The organism is Geomonas oryzisoli (assembly GCF_018986915.1).
GTDB classification, from domain to species: domain Bacteria; phylum Desulfobacterota; class Desulfuromonadia; order Geobacterales; family Geobacteraceae; genus Geomonas; species Geomonas oryzisoli.
This window is the reverse complement of record NZ_CP076723.1, coordinates 3,942,021-3,965,598: the sequence shown is the minus strand read 5'-3', so window position 1 is coordinate 3,965,598 and position 23,578 is coordinate 3,942,021. Positions and strand designations below refer to the sequence as shown.

The 23,578-nt window shown below is 62.4% G+C and carries 23 protein-coding genes; 15 read left to right on the top strand and 8 right to left on the bottom strand.

Annotation, left to right across the window (positions count from 1 at the left end):
- Positions 1-94: 94 nt before the first annotated feature.
- The 14 genes from KP004_RS17295 to KP004_RS17230 all read left to right on the top strand — a co-directional run bounded on the left by KP004_RS17295 (position 95) and on the right by KP004_RS17230 (position 17,219).
- The gene (locus KP004_RS17295) at positions 95-5,221 is read left to right on the top strand and encodes an OmpA family protein (protein WP_216799662.1); all 5,127 of its coding nucleotides are present in this window, start codon (positions 95-97) and stop codon (positions 5,219-5,221) included.
- Positions 5,222-5,347: 126 nt separating this feature from the next.
- A complete protein-coding gene (locus KP004_RS17290) occupies positions 5,348-6,079 on the top strand; it encodes a hypothetical protein (RefSeq protein WP_216799661.1) in 732 nt (243 codons plus the stop codon).
- Positions 6,080-6,082: 3 nt separating this feature from the next.
- Positions 6,083-8,101 carry a tetratricopeptide repeat protein gene (locus KP004_RS17285; RefSeq protein WP_216799660.1) on the top strand — a complete coding sequence of 673 codons (2,019 nt, stop codon included), beginning with the start codon at positions 6,083-6,085 and terminating at the stop codon, positions 8,099-8,101.
- Positions 8,098-11,334, top strand: a complete 3,237-nt coding sequence (locus KP004_RS17280; protein ID WP_216799659.1) for a tetratricopeptide repeat protein — start codon at positions 8,098-8,100, stop codon at positions 11,332-11,334. The genes KP004_RS17285 and KP004_RS17280 overlap by 4 nt, the downstream gene beginning before the upstream one ends.
- Entirely contained in the window at positions 11,331-12,050 is a 720-nt protein-coding gene (locus KP004_RS17275) for a tetratricopeptide repeat protein (RefSeq protein WP_239026846.1), read from the top strand. Before KP004_RS17280 ends, KP004_RS17275 begins: the two co-directional genes overlap by 4 nt.
- 155 nt (positions 12,051-12,205) lie before the next feature.
- Positions 12,206-12,559: a hypothetical protein gene (locus KP004_RS17270; protein WP_216799658.1), complete on the top strand. Its 354-nt coding sequence runs from the start codon at positions 12,206-12,208 to the stop codon at positions 12,557-12,559.
- A 57-nt stretch (positions 12,560-12,616) separates the two neighbouring features.
- Entirely contained in the window at positions 12,617-13,252 is a 636-nt protein-coding gene (locus tag KP004_RS17265; protein ID WP_216799657.1) for a MotA/TolQ/ExbB proton channel family protein, read from the top strand.
- A 41-nt stretch (positions 13,253-13,293) separates the two neighbouring features.
- Positions 13,294-13,794, top strand: a complete 501-nt coding sequence (locus KP004_RS17260) for an ExbD/TolR family protein (RefSeq protein WP_216799656.1) — start codon at positions 13,294-13,296, stop codon at positions 13,792-13,794.
- Positions 13,791-14,288, top strand: a complete 498-nt coding sequence (locus tag KP004_RS17255) for an ExbD/TolR family protein (protein WP_216799655.1) — start codon at positions 13,791-13,793, stop codon at positions 14,286-14,288. The genes KP004_RS17260 and KP004_RS17255 overlap by 4 nt, the downstream gene beginning before the upstream one ends.
- A 10-nt stretch (positions 14,289-14,298) precedes the next feature.
- Entirely contained in the window at positions 14,299-15,780 is a 1,482-nt protein-coding gene (locus KP004_RS17250; RefSeq protein ID WP_239026845.1) for an AgmX/PglI C-terminal domain-containing protein, read from the top strand.
- A 31-nt stretch (positions 15,781-15,811) separates the two neighbouring features.
- The gene (locus KP004_RS17245; RefSeq protein ID WP_216799653.1) at positions 15,812-16,147 is read left to right on the top strand and encodes a hypothetical protein; all 336 of its coding nucleotides are present in this window, start codon (positions 15,812-15,814) and stop codon (positions 16,145-16,147) included.
- A gap of 60 nt (positions 16,148-16,207) precedes the next feature.
- Positions 16,208-16,471 carry a hypothetical protein gene (locus KP004_RS17240; RefSeq protein ID WP_216799652.1) on the top strand — a complete coding sequence of 88 codons (264 nt, stop codon included), beginning with the start codon at positions 16,208-16,210 and terminating at the stop codon, positions 16,469-16,471.
- A gap of 5 nt (positions 16,472-16,476) precedes the next feature.
- Positions 16,477-16,968 carry a hypothetical protein gene (locus KP004_RS17235; RefSeq protein ID WP_437178135.1) on the top strand — a complete coding sequence of 164 codons (492 nt, stop codon included), beginning with the start codon at positions 16,477-16,479 and terminating at the stop codon, positions 16,966-16,968.
- A 62-nt stretch (positions 16,969-17,030) separates the two neighbouring features.
- Positions 17,031-17,219 (top strand): hypothetical protein, encoded by a 189-nt coding sequence (locus KP004_RS17230; RefSeq protein WP_216799651.1) that lies wholly within the window; start codon positions 17,031-17,033, stop codon positions 17,217-17,219.
- Positions 17,220-17,262: 43 nt separating this feature from the next.
- Here KP004_RS17230 and arsB read toward each other — a convergent pair whose 3' ends face one another.
- The 5 genes from arsB to KP004_RS17205 all read right to left on the bottom strand — a co-directional run bounded on the left by arsB (position 17,263) and on the right by KP004_RS17205 (position 20,657).
- Complete coding sequence (gene arsB, locus KP004_RS17225) at positions 17,263-18,321, bottom strand: ACR3 family arsenite efflux transporter (RefSeq protein ID WP_216799650.1); 1,059 nt, start codon at positions 18,319-18,321, stop codon at positions 17,263-17,265.
- The gene (locus KP004_RS17220) at positions 18,318-19,664 is read right to left on the bottom strand and encodes a DUF2029 domain-containing protein (protein ID WP_216799649.1); all 1,347 of its coding nucleotides are present in this window, start codon (positions 19,662-19,664) and stop codon (positions 18,318-18,320) included. The genes arsB and KP004_RS17220 overlap by 4 nt, the downstream gene beginning before the upstream one ends.
- On the bottom strand, positions 19,661-20,080 hold the full coding sequence (locus KP004_RS17215) for an arsenate reductase ArsC (protein WP_216799648.1): 420 nt from the start codon (positions 20,078-20,080) through the stop codon (positions 19,661-19,663). Before KP004_RS17215 ends, KP004_RS17220 begins: the two co-directional genes overlap by 4 nt.
- 148 nt (positions 20,081-20,228) lie before the next feature.
- Complete coding sequence (locus KP004_RS17210) at positions 20,229-20,387, bottom strand: hypothetical protein (RefSeq protein ID WP_437178134.1); 159 nt, start codon at positions 20,385-20,387, stop codon at positions 20,229-20,231.
- A gap of 48 nt (positions 20,388-20,435) precedes the next feature.
- Positions 20,436-20,657: a hypothetical protein gene (locus KP004_RS17205; RefSeq protein WP_239026844.1), complete on the bottom strand. Its 222-nt coding sequence runs from the start codon at positions 20,655-20,657 to the stop codon at positions 20,436-20,438.
- A 406-nt stretch (positions 20,658-21,063) separates the two neighbouring features.
- On the opposite strand from KP004_RS17205, the gene KP004_RS17200 reads away from it, so the two are divergent.
- Positions 21,064-21,459 (top strand): hypothetical protein, encoded by a 396-nt coding sequence (locus KP004_RS17200; protein ID WP_216799647.1) that lies wholly within the window; start codon positions 21,064-21,066, stop codon positions 21,457-21,459.
- Positions 21,460-21,660: 201 nt separating this feature from the next.
- Here KP004_RS17200 and KP004_RS17195 read toward each other — a convergent pair whose 3' ends face one another.
- From KP004_RS17195 to KP004_RS21590, 3 genes are all read right to left on the bottom strand, one after another.
- Positions 21,661-21,798, bottom strand: coding sequence for an entericidin A/B family lipoprotein (locus KP004_RS17195; RefSeq protein WP_216799646.1), 138 nt, complete (start codon positions 21,796-21,798; stop codon positions 21,661-21,663).
- A gap of 772 nt (positions 21,799-22,570) precedes the next feature.
- Entirely contained in the window at positions 22,571-22,948 is a 378-nt protein-coding gene (locus KP004_RS17190) for a hypothetical protein (RefSeq protein ID WP_216799645.1), read from the bottom strand.
- 379 nt (positions 22,949-23,327) lie between these two features.
- Positions 23,328-23,573, bottom strand: coding sequence for a YMGG-like glycine zipper-containing protein (locus tag KP004_RS21590; protein ID WP_275423144.1), 246 nt, complete (start codon positions 23,571-23,573; stop codon positions 23,328-23,330).
- Positions 23,574-23,578 lie beyond the last annotated feature (5 nt).

The window sequence follows — 23,578 nt, the reverse complement described above, 5'->3', positions numbered from 1 at the left end:
AAGCGCAGAAACCTGTGCAGCTAAAGATCGGTGACCTGCATTGATATTGGGACAGCAAGAGAACCTAACCTGTTTGGGTAGATGGATGGGACCAATGGTGAAGCGACGTATCGCCCTTACATTCATGATCCTGGTGTCGTTGGCCGCAGCCGGGCCCGCGGCCCGTGCGGAGAGCACACCCGCGCCGGTCGCCAAGGCTGCCGCCGTGCCGGCGGCCACGACCCCCAACGTCCGGGACGCCGCCGGTCGCGGTGAGACGACCGAGGGGCATCTGCCCAAGGAAGCGACCTATACCCCGTGGCTTCTCGACCCGTCCGTGTTTGCGCAGGACCAGGGGGACCGCACCGAAAAGCGCAAGGTCGCCGAGAAGGACGTGAAGACGGTCAAGCTGACCGACCTGGTGCCCCCCATCCGCTTCCGCACCGGCGAGGCGGAGATCACCCGGGAGTACCTGGAGCTTCTGCGCGGCGTGCTCGAGAAGATGCGCGGCCGCGCCAACGTCCGGCTCCACTTCGTGGGGCACGCCGACAGCCAGCGCCTGAGCGGGGCGCTGCAGGGGAAATTCGGCGACAACACCGGGCTGTCCCGCGAGCGAGCCGGCACCACGGCAGAATACTGCCAGCGCGCCCTGGGGCTTCCGCCGGAGGCGATCTCCTACGAGGGGATGGGCGACGCCAAGCCGGTCGCCTCCAACGCCACCGAGGAGGGGAGGGCCCTGAACCGGCGGGTTGAGGTCGAGGTCTGGTACGACGAGATCGGCGAGAAGATGGTGGAAAGGGAAGTGATCGTCCCGGCGCAGGTGAACCGGGTCAAGATCTGCCGAACCGAAACGGTCTGCAAGATGCGCTACAAGGAAGGGCTCTCGCACCGGGTCCGGATCAAGAACCTCGTCGCCCCCCTGCAGTACGACGCGGCCCTCGTCTCCGTGCCGGATGAGTTCCCGCGCCAGATCAGGCAGGCGCTCAACAACCTCTCCGGCAAGCAGCACGTCGCCGTGAAGTTCATCGCCTACAGCGACACCACGCCGCTGGCGGAGCGGGACGAGCGCATCTACGGCGACCAGACGGGACTCTCCAAGGCGGTCGCCCGGCGCGTCGCCCTCGCCGTGCAGGACGCCCTGAAGGGTGCCCCGGTCTCCTTCGAGAGCGAGGGGAAGGGCGCCACGCAACCGGTGGCCTCCAACGACACCCCGCAGGGGAGGGCGCTGAACCGGCGCGTCGCGGTGGAGTTCTGGCACGACGACGCCCTCCAGGAACTGTCCGACGAGCCGCAGCTCTGTCCCGAGGACGCCGGCGCCGAGACCGTCACCAGGGTCTACGATCCTCCCTCCGGCCCCATCCCCGCCATCATGTTCCAGGACGGCAACCCGGTACTCCCCGAGGGGTACACCGAGCGGCTCAGAGCGCTCATGGACGACATCAAAAAGCGCAGCAACGTGCGCCTGCGCTTCATCGGTTACATCAACAACGAGCGGCTGGACCGGCGCACGGCCGCGGTCTACGGCGACGATATCGGCTGGGCCACGGCGCGCGCCCGCCGCAGCATGAACCAGGTGAGCGCGCAGATGGGGCTCGCCGCCAGTCAGGCGGAGTTCGAGGGGCGGGGTTACGTGCAGTCGGCGGACGTGGTCGCCACCGGCTTCACCGGCACGGGTGAGTCGCGGGTCGAGGTGCAGGTCGTCTACGACGAGCAGGTCCCCATCAACGACTACGAGGGGGTGGACATCCTGCGCATGACCCGGGAGGTGAACGCGGCCGACCCCCTGGCGCTCAACCTGTTGCGCATCTCGGTGGACGGCAAGCCGGTCGACGACCTGAACAAGAGCATCCCCGACCTGCAGCGCTGCACCGACGTGGCGCTGCAGCGCGCCAGCATCGAATTCAAGTACGACAACCTGAGGAGCGAGCCCCGGCTGAACGTAACCGCCTGGCCGCGCAGCATCCGCTACCGGGACCTCGCGGGGACGCAGTTTCCCGAGAGCCTGGTCCGTTTCCGCCTCTACGCCAACTACCACAGCTTCATAAAGCGCGCCGAGGTGAGGATCTTCGATGAGGAACGCTCGGTACGCGACCTCCCCCTGGCGGTGGTCCCCATGGACGGCGAGGGGATGGCGCAGTGGAGCGCCAGCTTCGAAAACCCCGTCACTCCGGCCCGTGAGCTCAAGTACCTGGTCCGCGTCTACGACGCCCGGGGGAACTACGACGAGACCGTCCCCCAGCCGCTGTGGGTGGTCGAAGAGGTCGATGCCGGCGCCGTCAAGTCCGACCCGGAACGGGAGCTCTTGGCCGGGTACGGCGGCAGCCGCATCGCGCAGAGGAACATCCCCGTCGACGGCGGCACCGTTCAGGCCTACGGCAGCTCCATTCCCGCCGAGCACCGGGTCTGGCTGGCCGGGTACCCGGGGCCGGTGGACGCCAAGGGGCGCTTCATCGCCGAGGAGATCCTTCCCAAGGGGATGCACACCGTCGAGGTGGCGGTGCTGGACAAGGCCGGCAACGGGGAGCTCTTCCTGCGCGACCTGGCCATGCCCAAAAGCGACTGGTTCACCGTCGGTATAGCCGACCTGACCCTCTCCGCGGACAAGACCAGCGGGCCGGCCAAGCTGCTCGCCCCGGACCAGGCGCGCTACAGCCACGACTTCAACGCCGAGGGGCGCTTGGCCTTCTACACCAACGGGGTGTTCGGCGACGGCTGGAGGCTTACCGCCAGCGCCGACACGCGGGAAGGTCCCCTGGACCAGATCTTCACCAACTTCCTGGACAAGTCGCCCGAGTCGCTCTTCAGGCGCATCGACCAGGACTACCACTTCCCGACCTACGGCGACGACTCCACCGTGCTCGAGGATGCACCCACCAGCGGGAAATTTTACGCCCGGCTCAAGAAGGACCAGAGCTACGGCCTGTGGGGCAACTTCAGGATCGGCTACCTCGACAACGACCTCGCCCACGTGGACCGCGGGCTCTACGGCGCGAACCTCCACTACCAGCTCCCCGGCGTGACCAGCTTCGGCGAGAAGCGCTTCATGCTCGACGGGTTCGCCGCAGAGCCCGGGACGGTGGCCGGCCGCGACGAGTTCCGCGGCACGGGCGGCTCCCTCTACTACCTGCGCCGCCAGGACATCCTGCAGGGATCCGAGCGGGTGCGCATCGAGATCCGGGACAAGGATTCCGGCATCGTGATGGCGGTGAAGGACCTGACCCCGATCCAGGACTACGACGTCGATTACCTGCAGGGGCGCCTGGTCCTCACCCAGCCCCTGGAGTCGACGGCGGCGGATAACCTCCTGGTGCACAGCGACACCATCGGCGGCAACCCGGTTTACCTGGTGGCCCGCTACGAGTACACGCCGGGAGCAGCGGAGCTTGACACCATGACCTTCGGCGGCCGGGCCCACTACTGGTTCGGTGATTACGTGAAGCTGGGTCTCACCGGCACCGGCGGCAAGAACGGCGACATCGACGAGAGCCTGGCCGGCGCGGACCTCACCCTGCGCAAGTCCGCCGCCACCTGGCTCAAGCTGGAGACCGGCCGCAGCAAGGGGGCGGGGCTCTTCACCTCCACCTCGCTCGACGGCGGCTTCAACTACAGCACCGTCCAGGCACCCGTCGATGCCGCGACCGCAGCCAATGCCTACCGGATCGATGCGAGCGTCGGGCTGCAGGACCTGAACAAGGAGTGGCGGGGACGCCTGACCATGTACAGCCAGCTGCTGGAGGCGGGGTACTCGGCGCCCGGCCAGGCGGCGGAAAAGGAAACCACCCTCATCGGCGGCACCGCCGAGGTGCCGGTCAACGAGCGCCTGAAGGTCAACGTCAAGGCGGACCAGCGCAACGTGGACCAGGGAGTGCAGACGACGGCGGTCGAGGCGAACGCCAACTACCAGGTGGACGAGCACTGGAGCGCCGGGCTGGGGGCGCGCCTGGACAGCCGCAAGGACCAGTCGGCCGTAGTCCCCCTGACGCAGGAGACCGGGGACCGCGTCGACGTCGTCGGTAAGGTGGGCTACGACACCAAGGCACGCTGGAGCGGCTACCTCTTCGGGCAGCAATCCGTGCTCGCCACCGGCAACCGCGAGGGTAACGGCCGGGGCGGCGTGGGGGGCGCCTTCCGCGTCACCGACCGCCTGAAGCTGAACGGCGAGGCGTCCGGGGGGAACCAGGGGATAGCGGGGCGCTTCGGCAGCGAGTACCTCTACAGCGACCGCACCACCCTCTACACCAACTACGCCCTGGAGAACGAGCGCTCCGACAACGGCGTGCAGGCGAGGAAAGGCGCGCTCACCTCGGGCTTTCGCACCCGCTACTCGGACAGCGCCAGCGTCTACGGCGAGGAACGCTACACCCACGGCGACGTCCCCAGCGGCCTGCTCAACTCCTACGGCGTCGATCTCACCCCCACCGACCGGTTGAACTTCGGGGTCAAGGGGGAGTTCGGCACCCTGCGTGACAACCTCACCGGCGCGGAGCTCAAGAGGAAGGCGCTCGGGGTGAGCGCGGGGTACGGCTTCGCCAAGGTGAAGCTCGCGAGCGCCGTGGAATACCGGGTGGACGACGCCGAGCAGGCGGACCTGAGCCGGGTGAAGCGCACGACCTGGCTGTTCAAGAACAGCCTGAAGTACCAGGTGACCCCGGACTGGCGGCTGATCGGCAAGTTCAACTACTCGCAGAGCACCAGCTCGCAGGGGGATTTCTACGACGGCAGCTACACCGAGGCGGTGGTGGGATACGCCTACCGCCCGGTCGCCCACGACCGCCTGAACGCACTGGTCAAGTACACCTACTTCTTCAACCTGCCGGCGGCGGGACAGCTAAACGGCACCGGCACGAACGCGGGGGTCATGCAGCGCAGCCACATCGCGTCCATCGACGCCACCTACGACCTCACGGAGCGTTGGAGCATCGGCGGCAAGTACGCCTACCGGCTCGGGCAGGTCAGCATGGACCGGGTCAACCCGGAGTACTTCGACAGCAACGCTCATCTCTACGTGGCGCGGGTCGACTGGCACTTCCTGCACAAGTGGGATGCCCTCGTCGAAGGGCGCCTGCTCGACCTGCCGGACGCAAAGGACCGGCGCAGCGGCGTGCTCCTGGGGCTCTACCGTCGCCTGGGCAACAACGTGAAGATGGGAGGCGGTTACAACTTCAGCAACTTTTCCGACGACCTGACCGACTTCAGTTACCGGCACCAGGGGGTATTCGTCAACGTGGTGGGGATGATCTAGCAATTCGAGCAGTGCGCGTCTCCCGGCCTCCCCTCGAGGGAAGATAATTGGGGTCTTCCCTTCGGAGGGGACGGCCGGGAGGGGGACAGCCATGGACGCAGGCACAACTAAACATAGGTGGCACACATGAGCAAAGTTCTGAAGGTAATCGTCGTAGTGATCTGGGTACTTCTGTTGACCCTTCCTGCCTATGCGCAGGGAGCCGCCCCGGGACCGGCGGGGCAGGAGAGCGTGCGGGAAGAGGTCGCTCCGGAGGGGGTCGAGGAACAGGCCGTGCCGGAGGATGTCGATGTGCGGGGGGGGGAAGAACCCGACGCGCAGAGCGCACCGGAGGGCGTCGAGACCGCACCTGCGGCCAAGCCCGCGCATGTCCCGGCCGGGCAGGGAGCGGTGACGGCGGAGGCCAAGCGGGCGGCTGCCAAGGAGCAGACCAAGGGGCTGGACGAGCAGGTGCAGGAGATCAAGGCGGACGTCCTTTCCATCGCCGCACAGCTGAACCGGCTCGAAGAGAAGCTGCTTTACCCCTCCGACACCCAGGTCGCCATCTTCGTCTCTCTGGAGGGGACCGAGAAGTTCCGCCTCGACGCCGTGACCATCGAGATGGACGGCAAGAAGGTCGCCCATCACCTTTATACCTACAACGAGATCGAGGCGCTCAGGAAGGGGGGCGTGCAGCGCATCCACGTGGGGAACGCCATGACCGGCGAGCACCCCCTGCACGTGACGGCCATGGGCAAGACCGAGAGCGGATCGGATTTCCAGAGGGAGGAGAGCTTCAAGATCGCCAAGGGGATCGGCCCGAAACTGGTCGGGGTGGTCCTCACCGGCAGCAAGACCATCACCGTCAAGGACTGGTAAGCCATGCCCAGGGTGATTCTCATACTGCTTTGTCTGCTGTCGGCGAGCGTGGTGCTGGCAGCCGGCAGCGCCACGGAAAGCGGCGACCGTGATCCCCGCCCCGCAGCCGGCCTCAGGGACGTCTACTTCGCAGAGGCGCTGTATCACGCCTACCAGGGGGAGTGGTTCGATTCGGTGGCGCGGCTGGACACGGAACTCGGGCAGCACCGCCGGGTCGACGAGCCGGCGCTGGACACGCTCTACCCCCACGTGAACCAGGCGGAGTTCGACGTCGGCGACTTCGAACTGGGGTACCGGATGCACCTGCGCGCCGGGCGCGCCATCCGCGCGGTCGTCGAGGGGAAGGTGGACGAGCCGCAGAGAAACGCGGCCATCTACCGGCTGGCCCGGCTCTACTTCCGCAAGGATCAACCGCGTGAGGCGCTGCAGGCGATGGAGCGCATCCGGGGCGAGGTGCCGCAGCGGATCCGCGACGACGTCGAATTCCTGCGGGCGCAGGTTCTCATGGCCAACGGCCGCCCCGAGGAGGCGTCGCGCATTCTGAAGGAGCTTTTGGGGGCGAAGGGGCTGGAAGGTTTCGCCGGCTACAACATGGGGATAGCGCTGATGCAGCAGGGGAAGGAGCAGGACGGGCGACAGCAGCTGGACCGGGCGGGGCTGGTCGCGAACCTTGATTCCACCAGCCAGGCGATCAGGGACAAGTCCAACCTGGTGCTCGGCTACAAGCTCCTGGATGAGAACAAAGGCGCCGAAGCCAAGCTGGTCCTGGACCGGGTGCGTCTGAGCGGCCCCTTCTCGAACCGCGCCCTTTTGGGCTCGGGGTGGGCCGACGCCAACCAGGGGCAGTTCGAAAGGGCGCTGGTTCCCTGGAGCATCCTTGCCACGCGCGAGGTGACCGATCCCGCGGTGCAGGAGGCCCTCCTGGCCATGCCGTTTGCCTACGGCAAGCTGAAGGTCTACGGGAAAGCGGCCGTTTTGTACGGGCAGGCGCTGGCATCGTTCGGCAAGGAGATCGACAAGCTGGGGCAGTCCATCGTTTCGGTGCAGGAAGGGAAGTTCCTGAAGGCCCTGGAGCGGGAGGAACTGCGGCAGGACCCGGACTGGGTGGTGAAGCTGCGCACCCTGCCGCAGGCGCCGGAAACCTACTACCTCCTCGAACTGATGGCTTCCAACGACTTCCAGGAGTCCCTGAAAAACTACCTCGACCTGAACGGGCTGGCGAAGAGGCTCGCCGTCTGGGACAGGGACCTGAACTCCTTCGAGGAGATGGTCAAGCTGCGCCGCGGCTACTACGAGCCGCTGCTCCCCGAGATCGACGAGGCCTTCAAGCAGCTCGACTCCCAGATCCGTCTGCGCCAGGAGCAGCGCGACCGCATCGAGAAACGGCTGCACGCCATGCTGACCGCGCCGCGCCCGGACCACCTGGCAACCGCGCAGGAGCGGATCGCGAGAGAGGAGATCACGCGGCTGGAGCAGATCGCCGCTCACAAGGTCCCCTCCCCCCTGGCGGGGGAGGGTCAGGGTGGGGGGGAAGGTGCCACCGGCGAGACTGTTGCTGATGGCGACTTCACCCACCCCCCGACCCCCTCCCGTCAAGGGAGGGGGACGTCAGAAGTCACGCAGCGGCTGGCCCGGCTGCGCGGTGTCATCTCCTGGAACATCGCCACCCAGTACCACCAGCGCTTCTCCGAGACCTTCGAGGACCTCGACAACCTGAACCGGGAGACCGAGCGGCTCAAGCGCCGGTACGATTCCTTCGTGCGCATCCGCCAGGCAGCGGCGCAAAGCTACCAGGGATACGACGATGCGATCCGCAGCGAACGCGCGAGGATCGCGGCGGCCCGGGAAAAGGTGGCGGCGCTTTTGCCGCGCCAGGGAAAGATACTCGAGGCGATGGCGGTGGAGGAGCTGTCCCGGCGCCGGGTGCGCCTCGAGCAGTTCCAGGTCACCGCCCGCTTTGCCATCGCGGACAGCTACGATCGCGCCAACAAGGCGCAGGCTCAAAAGAGGGTGGGCGAATGAAGCGGACCAGATTCCTGCTCCTGGCAGTCGCCGCGCTCCTTGCCGCGTGCCAGTCCGGCGGCGGCAGGGAAACCATCGCGCAGCTCAGGAACGTGCAGGTCGAGATCAAGGAAGAGCCGATCGAGGGGGGGCTCGACAAGGCGATGGAAGGATACCAGCGCTTCCTCGACGAGACGCCGGAGTCGTCGCTCACCCCGGCCGCGATCCGTCGCCTGGCCGACCTGAAGATCGAGAAGGAGTACGGCTACCTTGCCGCCCCCGCCGGGAGCAGCCGCGATGCCGCACTCCCGGCACCGGAGCGGACCCAACTCCAGGCGGCCCCCGCCGCTGTTCCCCACGCGGAGAAAGCAGGGGAGCCCGAGGGCGATTTCGAACAGAGGGCGCTCAAGGCCCAGGGGGGACACGAGACGGGGGAACGGGCCGGAGCCCGCGAGGCGATCGCCCTGTACCAGAAGCTCCTGGACAAGTACCCCCGCTACGACGGCAACGACCAGGTTCTCTACCAGATGTCCCGCGCCTACGAGGAGCTCGGCGAGACCGAGCAGGCGATGGGCGTGCTGGAGCGCATGGTGAAGGACTTCCCGAAGTCGCGCTACCTGAACGAGGTGCAGTTCCGCCGCGCGGAGTACTTCTTCACCCACAGGCAGTACATCGAGGCGGAAGGGGTGTACAAGGGGCTGGTCGAGGCCGGCCCCGAGACCTCCTACTACGAACTGGCCCTGTACAAGCTGGGGTGGACCTTCTACAAGCAGGAGCTCTACGAGGAGGGGCTGGACCGGTTCATCGCGCTGCTGGACCACAAGGTCGCCACCGGGTACGACTTCGCCCAGAGCGGCGACGACCTGGAGCACAAACGGGTCGACGACACCTTCCGGGTCGTCAGCCAGAGTTTCTCCTATCTGCACGGCGCCGCTTCCGCCGTGGAGTACTTCGAGAAGAAAGGCAGCCGCAGTTACGAGGACCGGGTCTACAGCAACCTGGGCGAGTTCTACTATGAGAAGCGCCGTTACAGCGACGCTGCGGCGGCGTACAACGCCTTCGTGAGCCGCAACCCCTTCCACCGCGCCTCGCCGCAGTTCAGCATGCGCGTGATCGAGATCCACATCGCGGGTGGCTTCCCGACCCTGGTGATCGAGGCGAAGAAGGAATTCGCCAGGAACTACGGCTTGAAGGCGGAGTACTGGAAGCATTTCGAGCCGGCTTCCCGCCCCGAGGTCCTGGGCTTTTTGAAGACAAACTTCACCGATCTCGCCCACCACTACCATGCGCTGTACCAGGCTCCGGAACACGCCAAGGAGAGGGAGGAGAACTTCCAGGAGGCCCTGCACTGGTACGGGGAGTTTCTGGTCTCCTTCCCCAAGGATGCCGAGTCGCCGGTGATCAACTACCAGATGGCGGACCTGCTCATGGAGAACCGCTCCTTCGCCCGCGCGGCGCAGGAATACGAGCGGACCGCCTACGACTACCCGCGCTACGAGAAGTCTTCCGCCGCGGGCTATGCGGCCGTGTTCGCCTACCGGGAACAGCTGAAGGGCGCCCGGGACGAGGAGAAGGACCAGGTCAAGCGGGAAGCGGTGCGCACGTCGCTGCGGTTCGCCGACACCTTCCCGGAACACGAGAAGGCGGCGATCGTGCTCGGGGCGGCCGCGGACGACCTCTACGAGTTGAAGGATTACCAGCAGTCGCTCACGGTGGGGCGCAAGCTGATCGCCACCTTCCCGGCCGCCGACAAGGACGTGCTCAAGTCGGCCTGGATCGTGGTCGGGCACTCCTCCTACGAGCTGAAGGGATACGTCGACGCCGAGGCCGCCTACGTCCAGGTACTGGCGCTGGTCCCCGCGGACGACAAGAGCCGGGAAGGCTTCACCGACAACCTGGCGGCCTCCATCTACAAACAGGGGGAGCAGGCCAACGCCGCCAAGGATTACCGCGGCGCCGCGGACCATTTCCTGCGCGTCGGCCGCATGGCCGCCGGGTCCAAGATCCGGGTCAACGCCGAGTACGACGCCTCGGTCGCGCTGATCCAGCTCAAGGACTGGAAAGCGGCGACGGCGGTCCTCACCGGCTTCCGCGGGCTCTTTCCGGGGCATGAACTGCAGCCGGAGGTGACCCGCAAGCTCGCCCACGTCTACAAGGAGGACGGGCAGCTCTCCCTGGCCGCCGGCGAATACGAACGCCTGGAGACGGAGTTCAAGGACGAGGAGGTCAGAAGGGAATCCCTCATGCTGGCGGCGGACCTGCACCAGCAGACCGGAAACCGGAAGCAGGCCCTCGTCGTCTACCGTCGCTACGTCGGCTACTTCCCGGAGCCGGTCGAGGTGAACCTGGAGATGCGCAACAAGGTCTGCGAGCTCCTCAAGGAGGACGACCGCAAGGGGTACCTCGACGAACTGAGGGAGATCGTGGCCATCGACGCCGCGGCCGGCCCGGCGCGCACCCCGCGCACCAGGTACCTGGCCGGCAAGGGGGCCCTGGTGCTCGCCGAGCAGAGCTACGAACGCTTCACCGAGATCCGCCTGGTGCAGCCGTTCGAAACCAACCTGGCCAAGAAGAAGGAGCTGATGAAGGCCACCATTCAGGAGTTCAACAAGCTGCCGCAGTACGAAGTCGGCGAGGTGACCGCGGCGGCGACCTTCTATCTCGCCGAGATCTACGGGCACTTCGCCAAGGCGCTCACCGGTTCCGAACGTCCGGGCGACCTCAACCCCCAGGAGTTGCAGGAGTACGAGATGGCCCTGGAGGAACAGGCCTTCCCCTTCGAGGAGAAGGCGATCACGGTCCACGAGAAGAACATGGAGCTGATCTCCCTGGGCATCTACAACGGCTGGATCGACAAGAGCCTCGGCAAGCTGGCGAAGCTCCTGCCGGTGCGCTACGACAAGCCGGAAGCCGCCAGCGGCATGATGGCTTCGCTGGAGAGCTACAGCTATGAGATCGAAAAACCGGCAGCACCCGCGGCACCGGTTCCGGCAGCGGGGAACCCGGTCCTAAGCGATGCGGTGGCGCCTGTCGAGCCTGCCGCCGCGGTCGGCAATGCCGCGGAAGGCGCGGCGGCCGGCCCCGGAGAAGCAAAGGCGGCGGGCAAGGTCACGGAGGGGGGCGCAGCGGAGGGAGATGCCGCCAATGCCGCATCGGCGGATACCAAGGAGGCTGCCCCGAAAGCCGCACCGACCAAGGTGAAGAAATCGAAGAAGGGGGCCGCGAAGCGGCGCCCGAAGGGGGGTAACAAGTGAAGCGATTGGTGAACGACCGTCCGGGTTTTCCGCTCCTGTTCCTTTTGCTCCTGGTCTTGTCCGGGTGCGTGACCGGCGGGCACGCGAAAAAGGTACCCGATGCCGTCCCGCCCCCCGTGGCCGAGACGTCCCAGCCGCAGCCATCCGGTCCTTCGGTGAAACGTCTGGGCGAGGGGAGAGAAGGGTTCGTTATCAGGGAGCCCGTCAACCTCGACCGGCAGGCGCGCGCGGACTTCGACAAGGCGATCGAGCTCCTGAAGGTGGGCGAAGACCAGAAGGGCGCGGAACTGCTGGAAAAGGTGATCGCGCAGGCGCCGGCGCTCACCGCACCCCGCATCGACGCAGCCGGTGCCTACAGCCGGCTGAACAGGCCCGAACAGGCCGAGCAGCACCTGAAGGCCGCGCTGGAGGCGATCCCGGGGCACCCGGTGGCGGGCAACGAGTACGGCCTGCTGCTGCGCAAGGCCGGTCGCTTCACCGAGGCGCGCGCCGTCTACGAGAAATCCCTGGCGGCGTTCCCTGAATACCGGCCCCTGGAGCGCAACCTCGCCATCCTCTGCGATCTCTACCTCAAGGATCTCTCCTGCGCCCGGGCGCACTACGAGGCGTACAGCAGGGCGACCCCCGACGACAAGCAGGTGAAGCTGTGGATCGCCGACCTGCAGGGGCGCAGCGGGCAGGTCGCCATGCACAAGGAGTCGGGGCCGCGCCAATGAGTGTTGAGGACTTCGAGTGCCCCCAGATACAAAGCGGGAGGCGAGCTCCGCCGGCCGGACGGGAGGCGAGGCCGCCGGGCTTTTCATGGAGGCACCACCGTTACCGGCAGATCAGGTTTTCCCTCGGACATCGCCGCTACAAGGAGGAACGTACTATGTATGGCAGGCTGTTTTTCTTCATCTTTTTGGTCCTTCTCCCGGTCGGTATCGTCATCGCGCAGGACGATGGCACCGCCGCGCCTGACGACCCCAATGTCAACGTGGGCGCGGCAGGCACTGCGCTCCCCGGCGACTCCGAACCCAAGATGGTTTCGGGTATGTCGGTCCTCGGCAACAAGGAGGCTCCCATGTCCCTGGTCATCGTCCCCTGGAAAAGCTCGGAGCTCGGCGCCGAAGCCAGTCTCGCGAGGACACTGGACGAGCGAGCCACACCGGTGGACCGGGAGGTCCTTCTGCGCGAGGTCGCTTTCTACGACGTGAGCGCAGGGGCCAAGGCGAGCGCTGAATAAATCACCGCATCAGCGGATCAATCGACCCACAGAGGTCTACAGGCAAGGAGGCAAGTGATGCACGCAATCGTAAGGTTTTTCCAGATGGGTGGGTTCTTCATGTTCCCGATTCTGTTGGTACTGGCGGCGGGGCTCGCCATCGCGGTGGAGCGCTGGATCCATCTTAACCGGGTGAAGAAGGAGAACAGCCAGACCTGGGACCAGGTGCACCCCATCCTGGCGACCGGCGACTTCGACAGGGCGCGAGCCCTTGTCAACGAGGACAGCTCCACCATAGCACAGATGCTTTCCATGGGACTCGCGCGCCAGGGGGCGGTGAGAAGGAGGGAAGACATAGAGATCGCCATGGAAGAAAGCCTCATGGAGATCATACCCCAGCTGGAGAAGCGCACCCCGTACCTTGCGCTGTTGTCGAACATAGCCACCCTGTTCGGGCTGCTGGGCACCATCATGGGCCTCATCGCCGCCTTCACCGCGGTCGCCACGGCGAGTCCGGCCGAGAAGGCGGCACTGCTGGCCGCCAGCATCTCCGAGGCGATGAACTGCACCGCTTTCGGCCTCATGTCCGCGATCCCGCTGCTGCTGATCCACGCCCGCCTCACCTCGACCACCGGTCAGATCGTGGGGAGCCTGGAGATGGTTTCGGTGAAGGCGCTGAACAGCATCTCCACCTTCGCCAAGCGTGCGTACTGAGAACCCGAAACCCACTACAGAGAAAATGACAGGAGCCGGTTATGGCCAGACGTAGAAGAAGGCAGAAAGAAGAACTGGATATGGACATCATGGAGGTGCTGAACCTGACGCCCATGATGGACGTTTTCACCGTTCTCGTCGTCTTTCTGCTCATCACTGCGGTCTTCACCAGTATCACCATCATGGAGTTGAGCGTCCCTACCGGCGCCGGGGCGGCGGCTGCCGCCAAGCCGAACTTCGCCATCGAGGTGATCGTCCGCAAGGCGGGGCTGGAGATCGCCAACGGCAAGTCCGTGGAGGCCGTCATCCCTAAGCAGGGGGACAGGTACGATCTCGAAAAGCTCTCCGAAGTGATGCGCGGCATCAAGGCCCAGTACCCCGACAAGGAAGATGCAACCGTCCTGATGGAGCCGAAGGTCGAATACGACTATCTGGTCCAGGTAATGGACGTGGTGCGCGGCACCGTGGTGAAGACGCCGGGGAGCGCGCAAGGGGCGAAGATCGTCCTCTTCCCGAAGATATCGATAGGAGATGCACCATGAGAGAAAGCAGGCGCATGAAGCGGCTGGAGCGCAACAACCATCGCCGACAGGCATTTTTGAATCTCATCCCGATGCTGGACGTCCTTTCGGTCCTGGTGTTCTTCCTGCTTTTCCACTCGTTCAACGGCGACATGCCCGAGCAGCGTCTCACCCTGCCGAACTCGGTGGTGGAGACCAAGCCCAGGGGGACGGTGGTGGTCTCGGTGACTCCCGAGACGGTCGTGGTGCAGGGACAGCCTGTGGTCAAGACTGCGGAGCTCTACGACGACAGGGTTGCAACGGTGCGCGAAGTGACGGATCGGCTGAACGAGATCCAAAGCAAGATCGACCAGGGCCGGAACACGCAGATCGCCGAAAACGAAACGAGGGAAGTGACCTTGCTCGCGGACAAGAACATCCCGTTCAAGGTGCTCAAAAAAATCATGACGAGCTGCACCGCTTCCGGATACGGAAAGATATCACTTGCCGTCATCCAGAAAGCGTCGCATGCCTAGCGGGTGCACTGTGAATACATCCTTACTGGAACAGGAATTGGCGCCGCTCAACGCGCAGGTCAGACAGGTCAAGGAAGCGCTCAACGACCTGGAGATGCAGTTGCGCGTGACGGAGTCGGAACTGGACATGTTTTCCGCCGACCGGATGCGTTTCGACGCCCTCAGGGACGCCTGCAACGCCATCGACCGGCTTGCCGAGTTGGACGGGAACCATCTCTTTTGGGAAGCGGTGCCGGAGGTGAAGGACTCCGCGGCGCGGGTCGCCCAGATGCGGAGCCTGATCGCGGCTTTCGACGGTGAGATCCACGGCGTCCTGGAAACAAAGGCCCGTCTCAAGACGCAGGTCGACCGGCGCCGCGAGGAGCTGGAGTGTCTCTACGATGCCATCCAGGACGCCCACGCACGTGACGAGCGGCGCGAAGAGGAATTCCTCGTGGAACGGGAGCTTTTCCCTCTCCCCGAGCACATCCTGGTGATGCCCTGGAGCAACGACGGCGAGGTCGAGCGGCGCTACCGCCGTGCCATGTCCATCGCCATGCTGCTCAGCCTCATCCTGAGCGTCATCGTGCGCGTGGTGACGGTCCCGCCGCCGGTGCACCCCGTCATAGCCGAGGTCCCGGAGCGGCTCGCCATGATGGTGCGCAAGGAGACCCCCAAACCGCCCCCACCCAGGAAAGAGCAGGAGAAAAAGGAGACGGACAAGGACCCGGCCAAGAAGGAGCAGGCTAGCCAGAAAAACGAGGAGAAAAAGCAGGCTGAGGCCCAGGAGGAGCGGACCCAGGACCGGCCGAAGACGGCGGCCGTCGAGCAGACGGCGGCCCCCAAGAGGTCGCAGAACACGGGGATGCTTGCCTTCAAGGACAGCTTCAAGGATCTCATCGACGAGACCCCCACCCCGAGACTTGGCGCCGAGGCCCGTCTCAACAGCGCCAATGCCGCAGGTCAGGCGGTTGCCAGCCGGTCTCTGGTGACCATGCAGGGGGGAGCCGGGAGCGGAGGTGGCTACGCCGCGGTGAGCCAGAACGTCGGCAACGGCGGCAGCGGCGGTATCGGCAACGCCGCGGTCGGTCGCAACATCGGGGGAGGCAAAGAGGGCCGGCTCGGCCGGGGCGGCGCAGGCTTCACCCAGGTCAAAAGCGGGATCGCCGGAGCAGGAGGGGCGAAAGAGGGGAGGCCGCTTAGCTCCAACGCCCGTGCCGCACGCACCGACGAGGAAATCCAGATCCTCTTCGACCGTTACAAGGCGGCCCTCTACCGCATCTACAACACCCAGTTGCGCAAGGACCCGACCCTGCGCGGCAAGATGGTCCTGAAGATCGCCATCGAACCAAGCGGCGTGGTCTCCGCCTGCTCGGTTGAATCCACCAACATCAACGCCACCGAGTTCTGTGAGCAGATCGTGGACAGGGTCAGGAAATTCAACTTCGGTCCCAAGGACGGAGTGCCTAAAACCACCATCCTGTACCCGATCGATTTCCTTCCTGCGCGCTGAGACAGCGCAGGGAGGGAAAGGAGAACCGTGGATGAGCGTGATCATCGATACGCTGATTATAGGGCTCGGGGAACCGACCATTTTGACCGAAGCCTTCCCCGACTGCAAGGTGACGAAGCTCACCCGTGCGGACGCGATGATCCAGCGGTATCGGGTCATCCTGAAGGACGAGGATGAAGAGCGCTACTTCGAATTCCTTCAGGACAACTGCATGGCGATGACCTCGAACAGGTTCTACTTCAGGGTCAAGAACGACAAGGCCTTTGCGGAGAAGATGAGGGCGCGGCTTGGGGGAGGCGGCTGCGGCAGGGAACCAGGCGACCGGCCCGGCACGGGGCTGAAAGGAGAAATAAAAGACAATGCTTGACCGACCCATTACCGGCGATCGTGCCGATGACCTTGGCACAGCGTGGCAGGAGGTGATGCGATGAGAATCACCGATGTGCTGATTCTGGGGCCTGCTGAACTGCAGATCCTGTGCGACGAGTATGTCGGCTGCAGGGTGGAGCGACTGAGCCCGTCTTACAGCCTGATTCAGCAATACAGGATCACTATCGAGGTGGAAGATGAGGGCTCCTATTATGATTTCCTGCTGGATAACAGCATGGCGACGGCGTCTCACAACTTTTACTACAGGGTGAGACTCGACAAGGCCTTTTCTGAAAAAATCAGAAGGAGAAAATTGAAATGAAAGACATGAAGCAGATTTCCGGAGGCACCACGATGCGCCAGATCATTATCCTGCTGGCATTGTGCATTTTAATCCCGACTGCGGCCTTTGCCGGCGGGCTCGAGGTTTTCCTCTCCAACGTGAACGTCCAGGCCCGCGCCGACCTGCCCGGGTTTTCACTGGGGCTCAGCACCCAGTTCGGGGTGCCGGTGACCCAGGTGCAGATGGTGGTCCGGTCGGTCGCCGAACCCGCCGACGCCTTCATGATCCTGCAACTGGGCCAGATGTCGCACCGGCCGCCGGAGTCGGTTCTTGCCGTGTACCAGCCCAACAGGAAGAAGGGGTGGGGAGCCATAGCCAAGGAGCTCGGCATTAAGCCGGGGTCTCGCGAATTCCATGCCCTGAAAAATGGTGATCTCCACTTCGCCGGAGGGGGCAGCGAGCGGGGTGGTGGGCGCGGCGACGGGCCCGGCAACGGACATCGCGGCGGACACGGCAGGGGGCGCAACAACTCTTAGCAGGGGCGGGAAGCGGCGTGCCCTGCCGCCGCTCCCGATGGTCGAAAAGGAGGTGCTGGAGGATGAACATGAGCAAAGGCATCGTCACCGTGATAGTGGTTGGTAGCCTTAGCGGTATCTGCGGCTGCAAGAAGGAAGGTCCCGCGGAACGTGCCGGCAGGGATGTCGACAAGGCCGTAGAGAAGATCGGCAAAGAGTTGGGAAAGGCCGACGACCGCATGGGGGATCTCATCAAGAAGATCGGCCGGTGATGTTTTCCCCCCGCCCCTGGTGCCGCGCGTAGCAGCCTTGGCGTCAGCCCCGGGCCTGTTCGGCAAAGTAGCGACCTTGGAACCAGAAGGCGACGTTCACCAGCGCGATCATGACCGGCACCTCCACCAGCGGTCCGATCACCGCGGCGAAGGCCGCCCCGGAATTGAGGCCGAACACCGCCACGGCGACGGCGATGGCCAACTCGAAGTTGTTGCTGGCGGCCGTGAAGGCAAGCGTGGTGGTCTTGGAGTAATCGGCCCCGAGCTTCTTGCCGAGGTAGAACGAAACCAGGAACATCACCACGAAGTAGATCAGCATGGGGATGGCGATCCTCACCACGTCGAGCGGGAGCTGCACGATCAGGTTCCCTTTCAGGCTGAACATGACCACGATGGTGAAAAGGAGCGCGACCAGGGTGATCGGGCCGATGCGCGGCACGACCTCCCGGTGATAACGCTCCACCCCGAGCGCCTTCACCCCGATCAGCCTGGTGATGGCGCCGGCGATGCAGGGGATGCCCAGGTAGATGAAGACGCTCTGCGCGATCTGTTTGATGCTGACGTCGACGGCGCTGCCGGCCAGACCGAAATAAGGCGGGAGCACGGTAATGAAAAACCAGGCATAGACACTGTAAAAGAGGACCTGGAAGATGCTGTTGAACGCTACCAGTCCCGCTGCGTACTCCGTGTTCCCCTTGGCCAGTTCGTTCCAGACGATCACCATGGCGATGCAGCGCGCGAGGCCGATCATGATGAGACCCACCAGGTATTCGGGCTTGTCCGGGAGGAAGACGACGGCGAGCACGAACATGAGTACCGGTCCGATCACCCAGTTCTGCACCAGGGAGAGGCCGAGCACCTTCTTGTTCCGGAACACCTCGGGCATCTCCTCGTAGCGCACCTTGGCGAAGGGCGGGTACATCATCAGGATGAGACCACAGGCGATGGGGATGTTGGTGGTGCCGACCTGGAAGCGGTTGATGAAGGATTCTACCCCCGGCACCAGGTAGCCGACGGCCACGCCCAGGGCCATGGCCGCGAAGATCCACAGGGTCAGCCAGCGGTCCAGAAAAGACAATTTGCGTGAAAGATGTTCGCTCATGAGTTGCTCCGAAGCATTTCGTGTTGGCGTGACGATGGATTATGCACGTCGAGTTGTGCCCGGCAAGCTAGTAGTACGCCGACCAGTAGGGGGATCCAGCAGCTTGGTACGATATAAACGTTGTACAAGTACAGGTTTCTGTCGAAGAGCGAAATGATGTTAGAAGCCAGTAGCAGCGACAATACACCTAAAGCCGAGGGGACTGAGAACATTGGCCCGACATTCACGAGCCAGATGATCGGGACCAATAATATCAAGTAATAGTGCCACCAAACCAGAGGGGAGATAGCTAAAGTCACTATCATCGCAATCGCGATGCTCGAATCGGAGCAGCCTAGCAGACACCGGAGCGACCGAGGCGTGGAGCAGAACATTGCAACGGTGCCGAATATCGCAGACAGTACCAGGATAACGATCTTAAGGCTGTCGGAAGGTTGACCTGAAACGAAAGCGATAACGGCTGTAGTGGACAAGTTGCCGCTAAATAAGCCAAAATTAAGCTTGCCTGCAGTCGTGAGGTATTGCAGCCAATGGCTCCATACGGTAAAGGACTTGAAATAGATACAGGGAATGGCCAGCAATAAAAAAACTGAAGTGACGAGTGTGGCCAGTAATCTGATTATTTCCTCTCGTCGGATTGGTAATAAAAGAGGTGCCGCAAAGGCAATGGCAATCAGTGCGAGGTTCGGCTTTATGAGCGTACCAAATGCGATCAAAGCCAGGAAAATGCCACGGGATGCAAAACTCGCGTCATGTGATCTGACCTTTTCGGAGTAGTAAAGCCCAATCGAAACAGCACTAAACTGAAACAGGTTGAGGTTGCCAAGGTTTAAATCGGAGCGAAAAGGCTCAAATAGGATGATGCCAAATAGCAGGACCAGGAACGTCGACAACGAACTAAACCGCTTGAATAAAAGGACTATGGAAAAAGCAAACAGAGAAAGGTCACAAGCGAGAAAGATACCATAGGACTGGGAATAACCTCGCGGGAAAAGGGCGAAAAGGGCAAAAAGTAGCGGTGAGGCAGTCGGTTCCAAGCCAAAATCGTAGATTTGATGATTTGTTTTATTGGCAACCTGCAGCCGTTCGTCGGGAGTTGCTTCGCTTATCGCATCGAGAATTTTTCCGTACTGGCTTTTTGCAAAATAAGGGGTGGGCAGGGAGTGGTCGCTTGCTTTCATAGCATTGCCAATCCCCCACATTTGGTAAAAATCAATAGCGATAGACGTTTCGTATTTGTCCCACGCCGAATAAATACCACAGACGAGTATTATCGCGATGAAAATCCAGTGCGTCAGCCAGCGGTCCAGGAACAATGGTCTGCGGAAAAGATGTTCGCTCACGCGTTGCCTCCGAAGCATTGGAGAACCCAGGATTTGATCTCATCGCGTACGCGCCGGTACTGCGGCAGGACTTCCTCTTCGCTGCCGACGCAGCGCGAGGGATCGTCGAAACCGTGGTGGCTGCGCTGCGTGCTGCCGATGTAAAGGGGGCATTTCTCGTTGGCGTCACCGCACAAGGTCACCACGTAGTCGAAACTCTCGCCGTCGAACTCATCGAGAGTCTTGGAGCGGTGACCGGAGATGTCGATCCCGATCTCGGCGAGAACCTTGATGGCCAGCGGGTTGACGCGCGTAGCCTCGGTCCCGGCCGAGTGGGCCTCGAACCCCGCGCCGAGGAGGTGATTGGCCAGTCCCTCTGCCATCTGGGAGCGACAGGAGTTATGGGTGCACAGGAACAGGATCTTCTTTCGAGGCATCACGTTTTTTCCTAAATGAGCTTGTATTGCGGCTGCGACTATATCTGTGAATCCTAATATGGTCAAGTTCACTGTGACAGGATCAGGCGCAGCCGCGGCGCTCCACCTCCAGGCAGGGCGCCGCGCATCTCACGGAACTCTCTCGAAGCTACGGTGCAACGTTGATGCTCTTGATCGTCTTCTCGACCTGGCTGGACCAGGTGTCGGGGAGCGGGGTGTAGTGCAGCGTGGACGTCATCTTTTCCCCCTTTTTAACCAGCCAGGTGAGCCCCACGATGGGGTAGGCATCTTTGCCGCGCTGGTTCACCAGCGACAGGCGGTAGTCCGGTTCGGCTCCGTCCGTTTCTGTCCGTGGTTAACAGCCGAGAGCAACCTGACTATGCGGTGTAGCCTCCCTGCCCGGCCTGTCATTGCCGTGCGCCGTGAATTTCTTGTGACACGCGGCACAGCACACTTCGTTCTCCCGGGCTCTCACCCAGGGGGTGACATTTTTGGTGTCGCACCAGTCGCAGTACCAGATATAGCTGTCTCCTACCGCCATAAGCTCCATGATGGCTTTCTCCTTTTCTTCTCTCATTATTTAGCGGGCAGCTTAGCGCGCGGATGTTGCAGTCGTGTTGCAATCAGGTGAAATGAAAGCGACGAAAAAAGTTTTTACGGATATGGTTTGGCGTGTTGATAAAGCAGCTGCCACTGTGGATTTGTTGCCTCCCTGTGACATGCCGGGGGGCTTTCAGAGGAGAACGAAGGCCGTGACACGCGGTGTAACCAGTTAGAATCATATGCCTGTGGATGAGGAGCAAGAGAGGGGGGACTGACGGGCAGGGGGAAGCCTGTTTTTGATTGTAACAAGCAGGGTTAGGTGGATAATCGCCGGAACGGTGCGCATTGCGACTGACGATTGACAGGGAATTGCGGTTTGAGGATAATTCCTAAACCGGAGGAAGCGGAGCGGGCCGTTTCCGGAGCAGTAGGAGGGTGTCGTGCGCGAACGTGACTACTACTATTACGATGAAGAAGATCCTTGGGAAGGGGTGCGGCTCACCAAGGCGGCGATCCGGGCGCGGGCGACGCTGATCTTCTACACGGCGCTGGTAAGCGCGCCGTACGTCGCCCTGGTGGCACTGGGAGGCTATGCCAGCGGCCTCATGTCCCACGAGGTGTTGGGCGTCACCTGTTACAACGCCATGATCTCCTCCATCTTCTTTTTCGACACCCTGAGGAACGCGGCCCACGACTGTTTCGAGAGGGCGCAGGAGGAGGGATTGGTGACCTGTCGAGAGGGGATCCCGGTCATCGATCCGAGCTACCCGCACCGCCGTCTGGCCCGTCTCGCCTTCGCCATCCGCGGACGGGTGGCGCGGGTGACGCAAAGATGATTATGGCAGAAGGGACTGGCTCGTTGGGTGCCTGTCCCTCTCGCGGAACGCTTTATTCGGCTCATCCACCTTATCCAAGCCTTAAGGGGGCAGGCACCTGGCGGAGCCAATCCGTCCCTTAGGGGAAAAGGGGTGAGTTGCTAAGAGCAATAGAAAAAGGCCAGTCTTTGAGACTGGCCTTTTCGTTTCAGAGTGAGGAAATTATCGCCCGGAAGAATTCTCGATTGCTTTGCCGCCGCTTTGCATGTCTTGGCCGACCCCTTTGACGGTGTGACAGCCTGCGAGGGCCCAGACGGTGGTTAGGGTGAGCATGACTGCAGTTGCGATTTTACGTTTCATGGTGTCCTCCTTTCCTGCTTTAAGCAGAAGAACGTGTCACTATATTGGCGACAGCTAATGTTATCACGGCCGCCCAAATATCGCAAATTTATCGCTGGCGCAATTAGGTTGCATCTGGTCACGGTCGATTGTGACCGCAGCGCGTCGATTGCGGAACTGGTCGCAACGGATATAAGCTCGGGTGCAACCAAATTCACGACGATTGGGTTTTACAGGAGGCAACCTCGTGGGAAGGGGGTGTGGTCCGCAGTTAAATAAAAGAAGGTCGCTTTTAAATTAACTATGACCGTAGCTAAAATAAAGCAGGTCATACTTAATTTAAACAAGGCATCCCAGCGATGGTATCGGTGCTGGCAGCGCTGAAAATCAGTGATTTCTGACCACGGGAAGAGCTACTTGAAGAGAAATGGGAGGGCTGGCGAGTTGTGGAGGAGAGACTTGGTTTGGGATCTGGTGAAAAAGGCATGGGTAACCGCCCTTCTTGATGTGTTTGCCCTTCACTTTGAGCACCTGCGAACTGATTTGTTTGGATCATGCCCTTACATTAGAAATAACGACCGTGTTTATTTTGAACGTGCACCTACATTAGAAAAAATGGCTGCTTTGGAGGGGGGAGAAGGCTTGAGCATTGCGAGGCTGGGCCAGGGACAAAAGGACCCCGGCGGAAATCCTGACCTGATCATCAGGTGCGGTTCCGTCGGGGTGGTTGGAAGCAGGAACGAATTGATAGAGAGGCTGTCGGAGGGAGGCGACTGCCTGCGCCTCCTTGACGTTAGGATTGAACTTGCTTTGCAGTCCTGTGGGCTCTCTTTCTGGTCTTGTAGATGACCACACCCGAATTGAGCAGGGCCTTTACATCGTTTTCGTTTGCCATCAGCGTCGCATACCGCAAGATTTTCCGGATGCGCTCACTGAGGTGCTCCCGGGCGGACTTCCGGGCTGCTATGTGCGGACGGTTTCCGGTGCGTCCGCTCTCGTACATCTGTCTGTACCAGTCCACGTCGTTTTGCAGCACGCTTTGGGAACCGAACTTGTCTTCCGGCCATCCGTTCTTGAAGAGTTCCAGGTTGAACAGAACGGGGAAGAAGATGTTGACGTTTGCCATGTAGATGGGGTCAGGGCCGGTTGATTTGAAAACGTACTCGTCCATGGTCTACCTCCGTATGTGGTTGGGTTGCGCTTCTACCCGGAGGTATTTCAGCGAATGTGCCAAGCGGCTGTTGGTCTGTGAAAAATCTTTCATTTGTTTGTGATTATTTATGTTTGGCTTTTTCTGCTGTACCGAGTTGAAATGAGCTTTCACCCTCGTCTGTACTCCGTTCGCACACCTGGATGAACCGGAATGCAGGTAAGTGTCTAACGACATTAGTGCTCGCTAAAAATGAACAGCAGCTCAAAACTTGAACTGCAAGGGAAGATGCCGCGTGAAGCGCACGGGACGACGGGCTGGAGCACGGGCTGAGAAAAAGGAAAGGGGCTGCAGCGCTTGGCTGCAACCCCTTGGTTGTGGTTATGCATCATCAAAGACGTCAACGGCGTTGATAATAACGGCCGGAGCCGGGTTCACCCAGGATGTAACCGGTCAGAGCGCCCGCTGCGCCCCCGAGTATAGCTCCTACTGCGGGACTTCCGCCGGAAAGTCCGCCTATCAAGGCTCCGCCGCCGGCGCCTATTGCGCCTCCGCTAAGGGTGCTCTGTTGCTGGCGCGTCATCCCCACGCACCCAAAGCTAAGCGCTGCCAGCAGCACGATTGCGATATATCTTAGAGCTTTCATGCGCT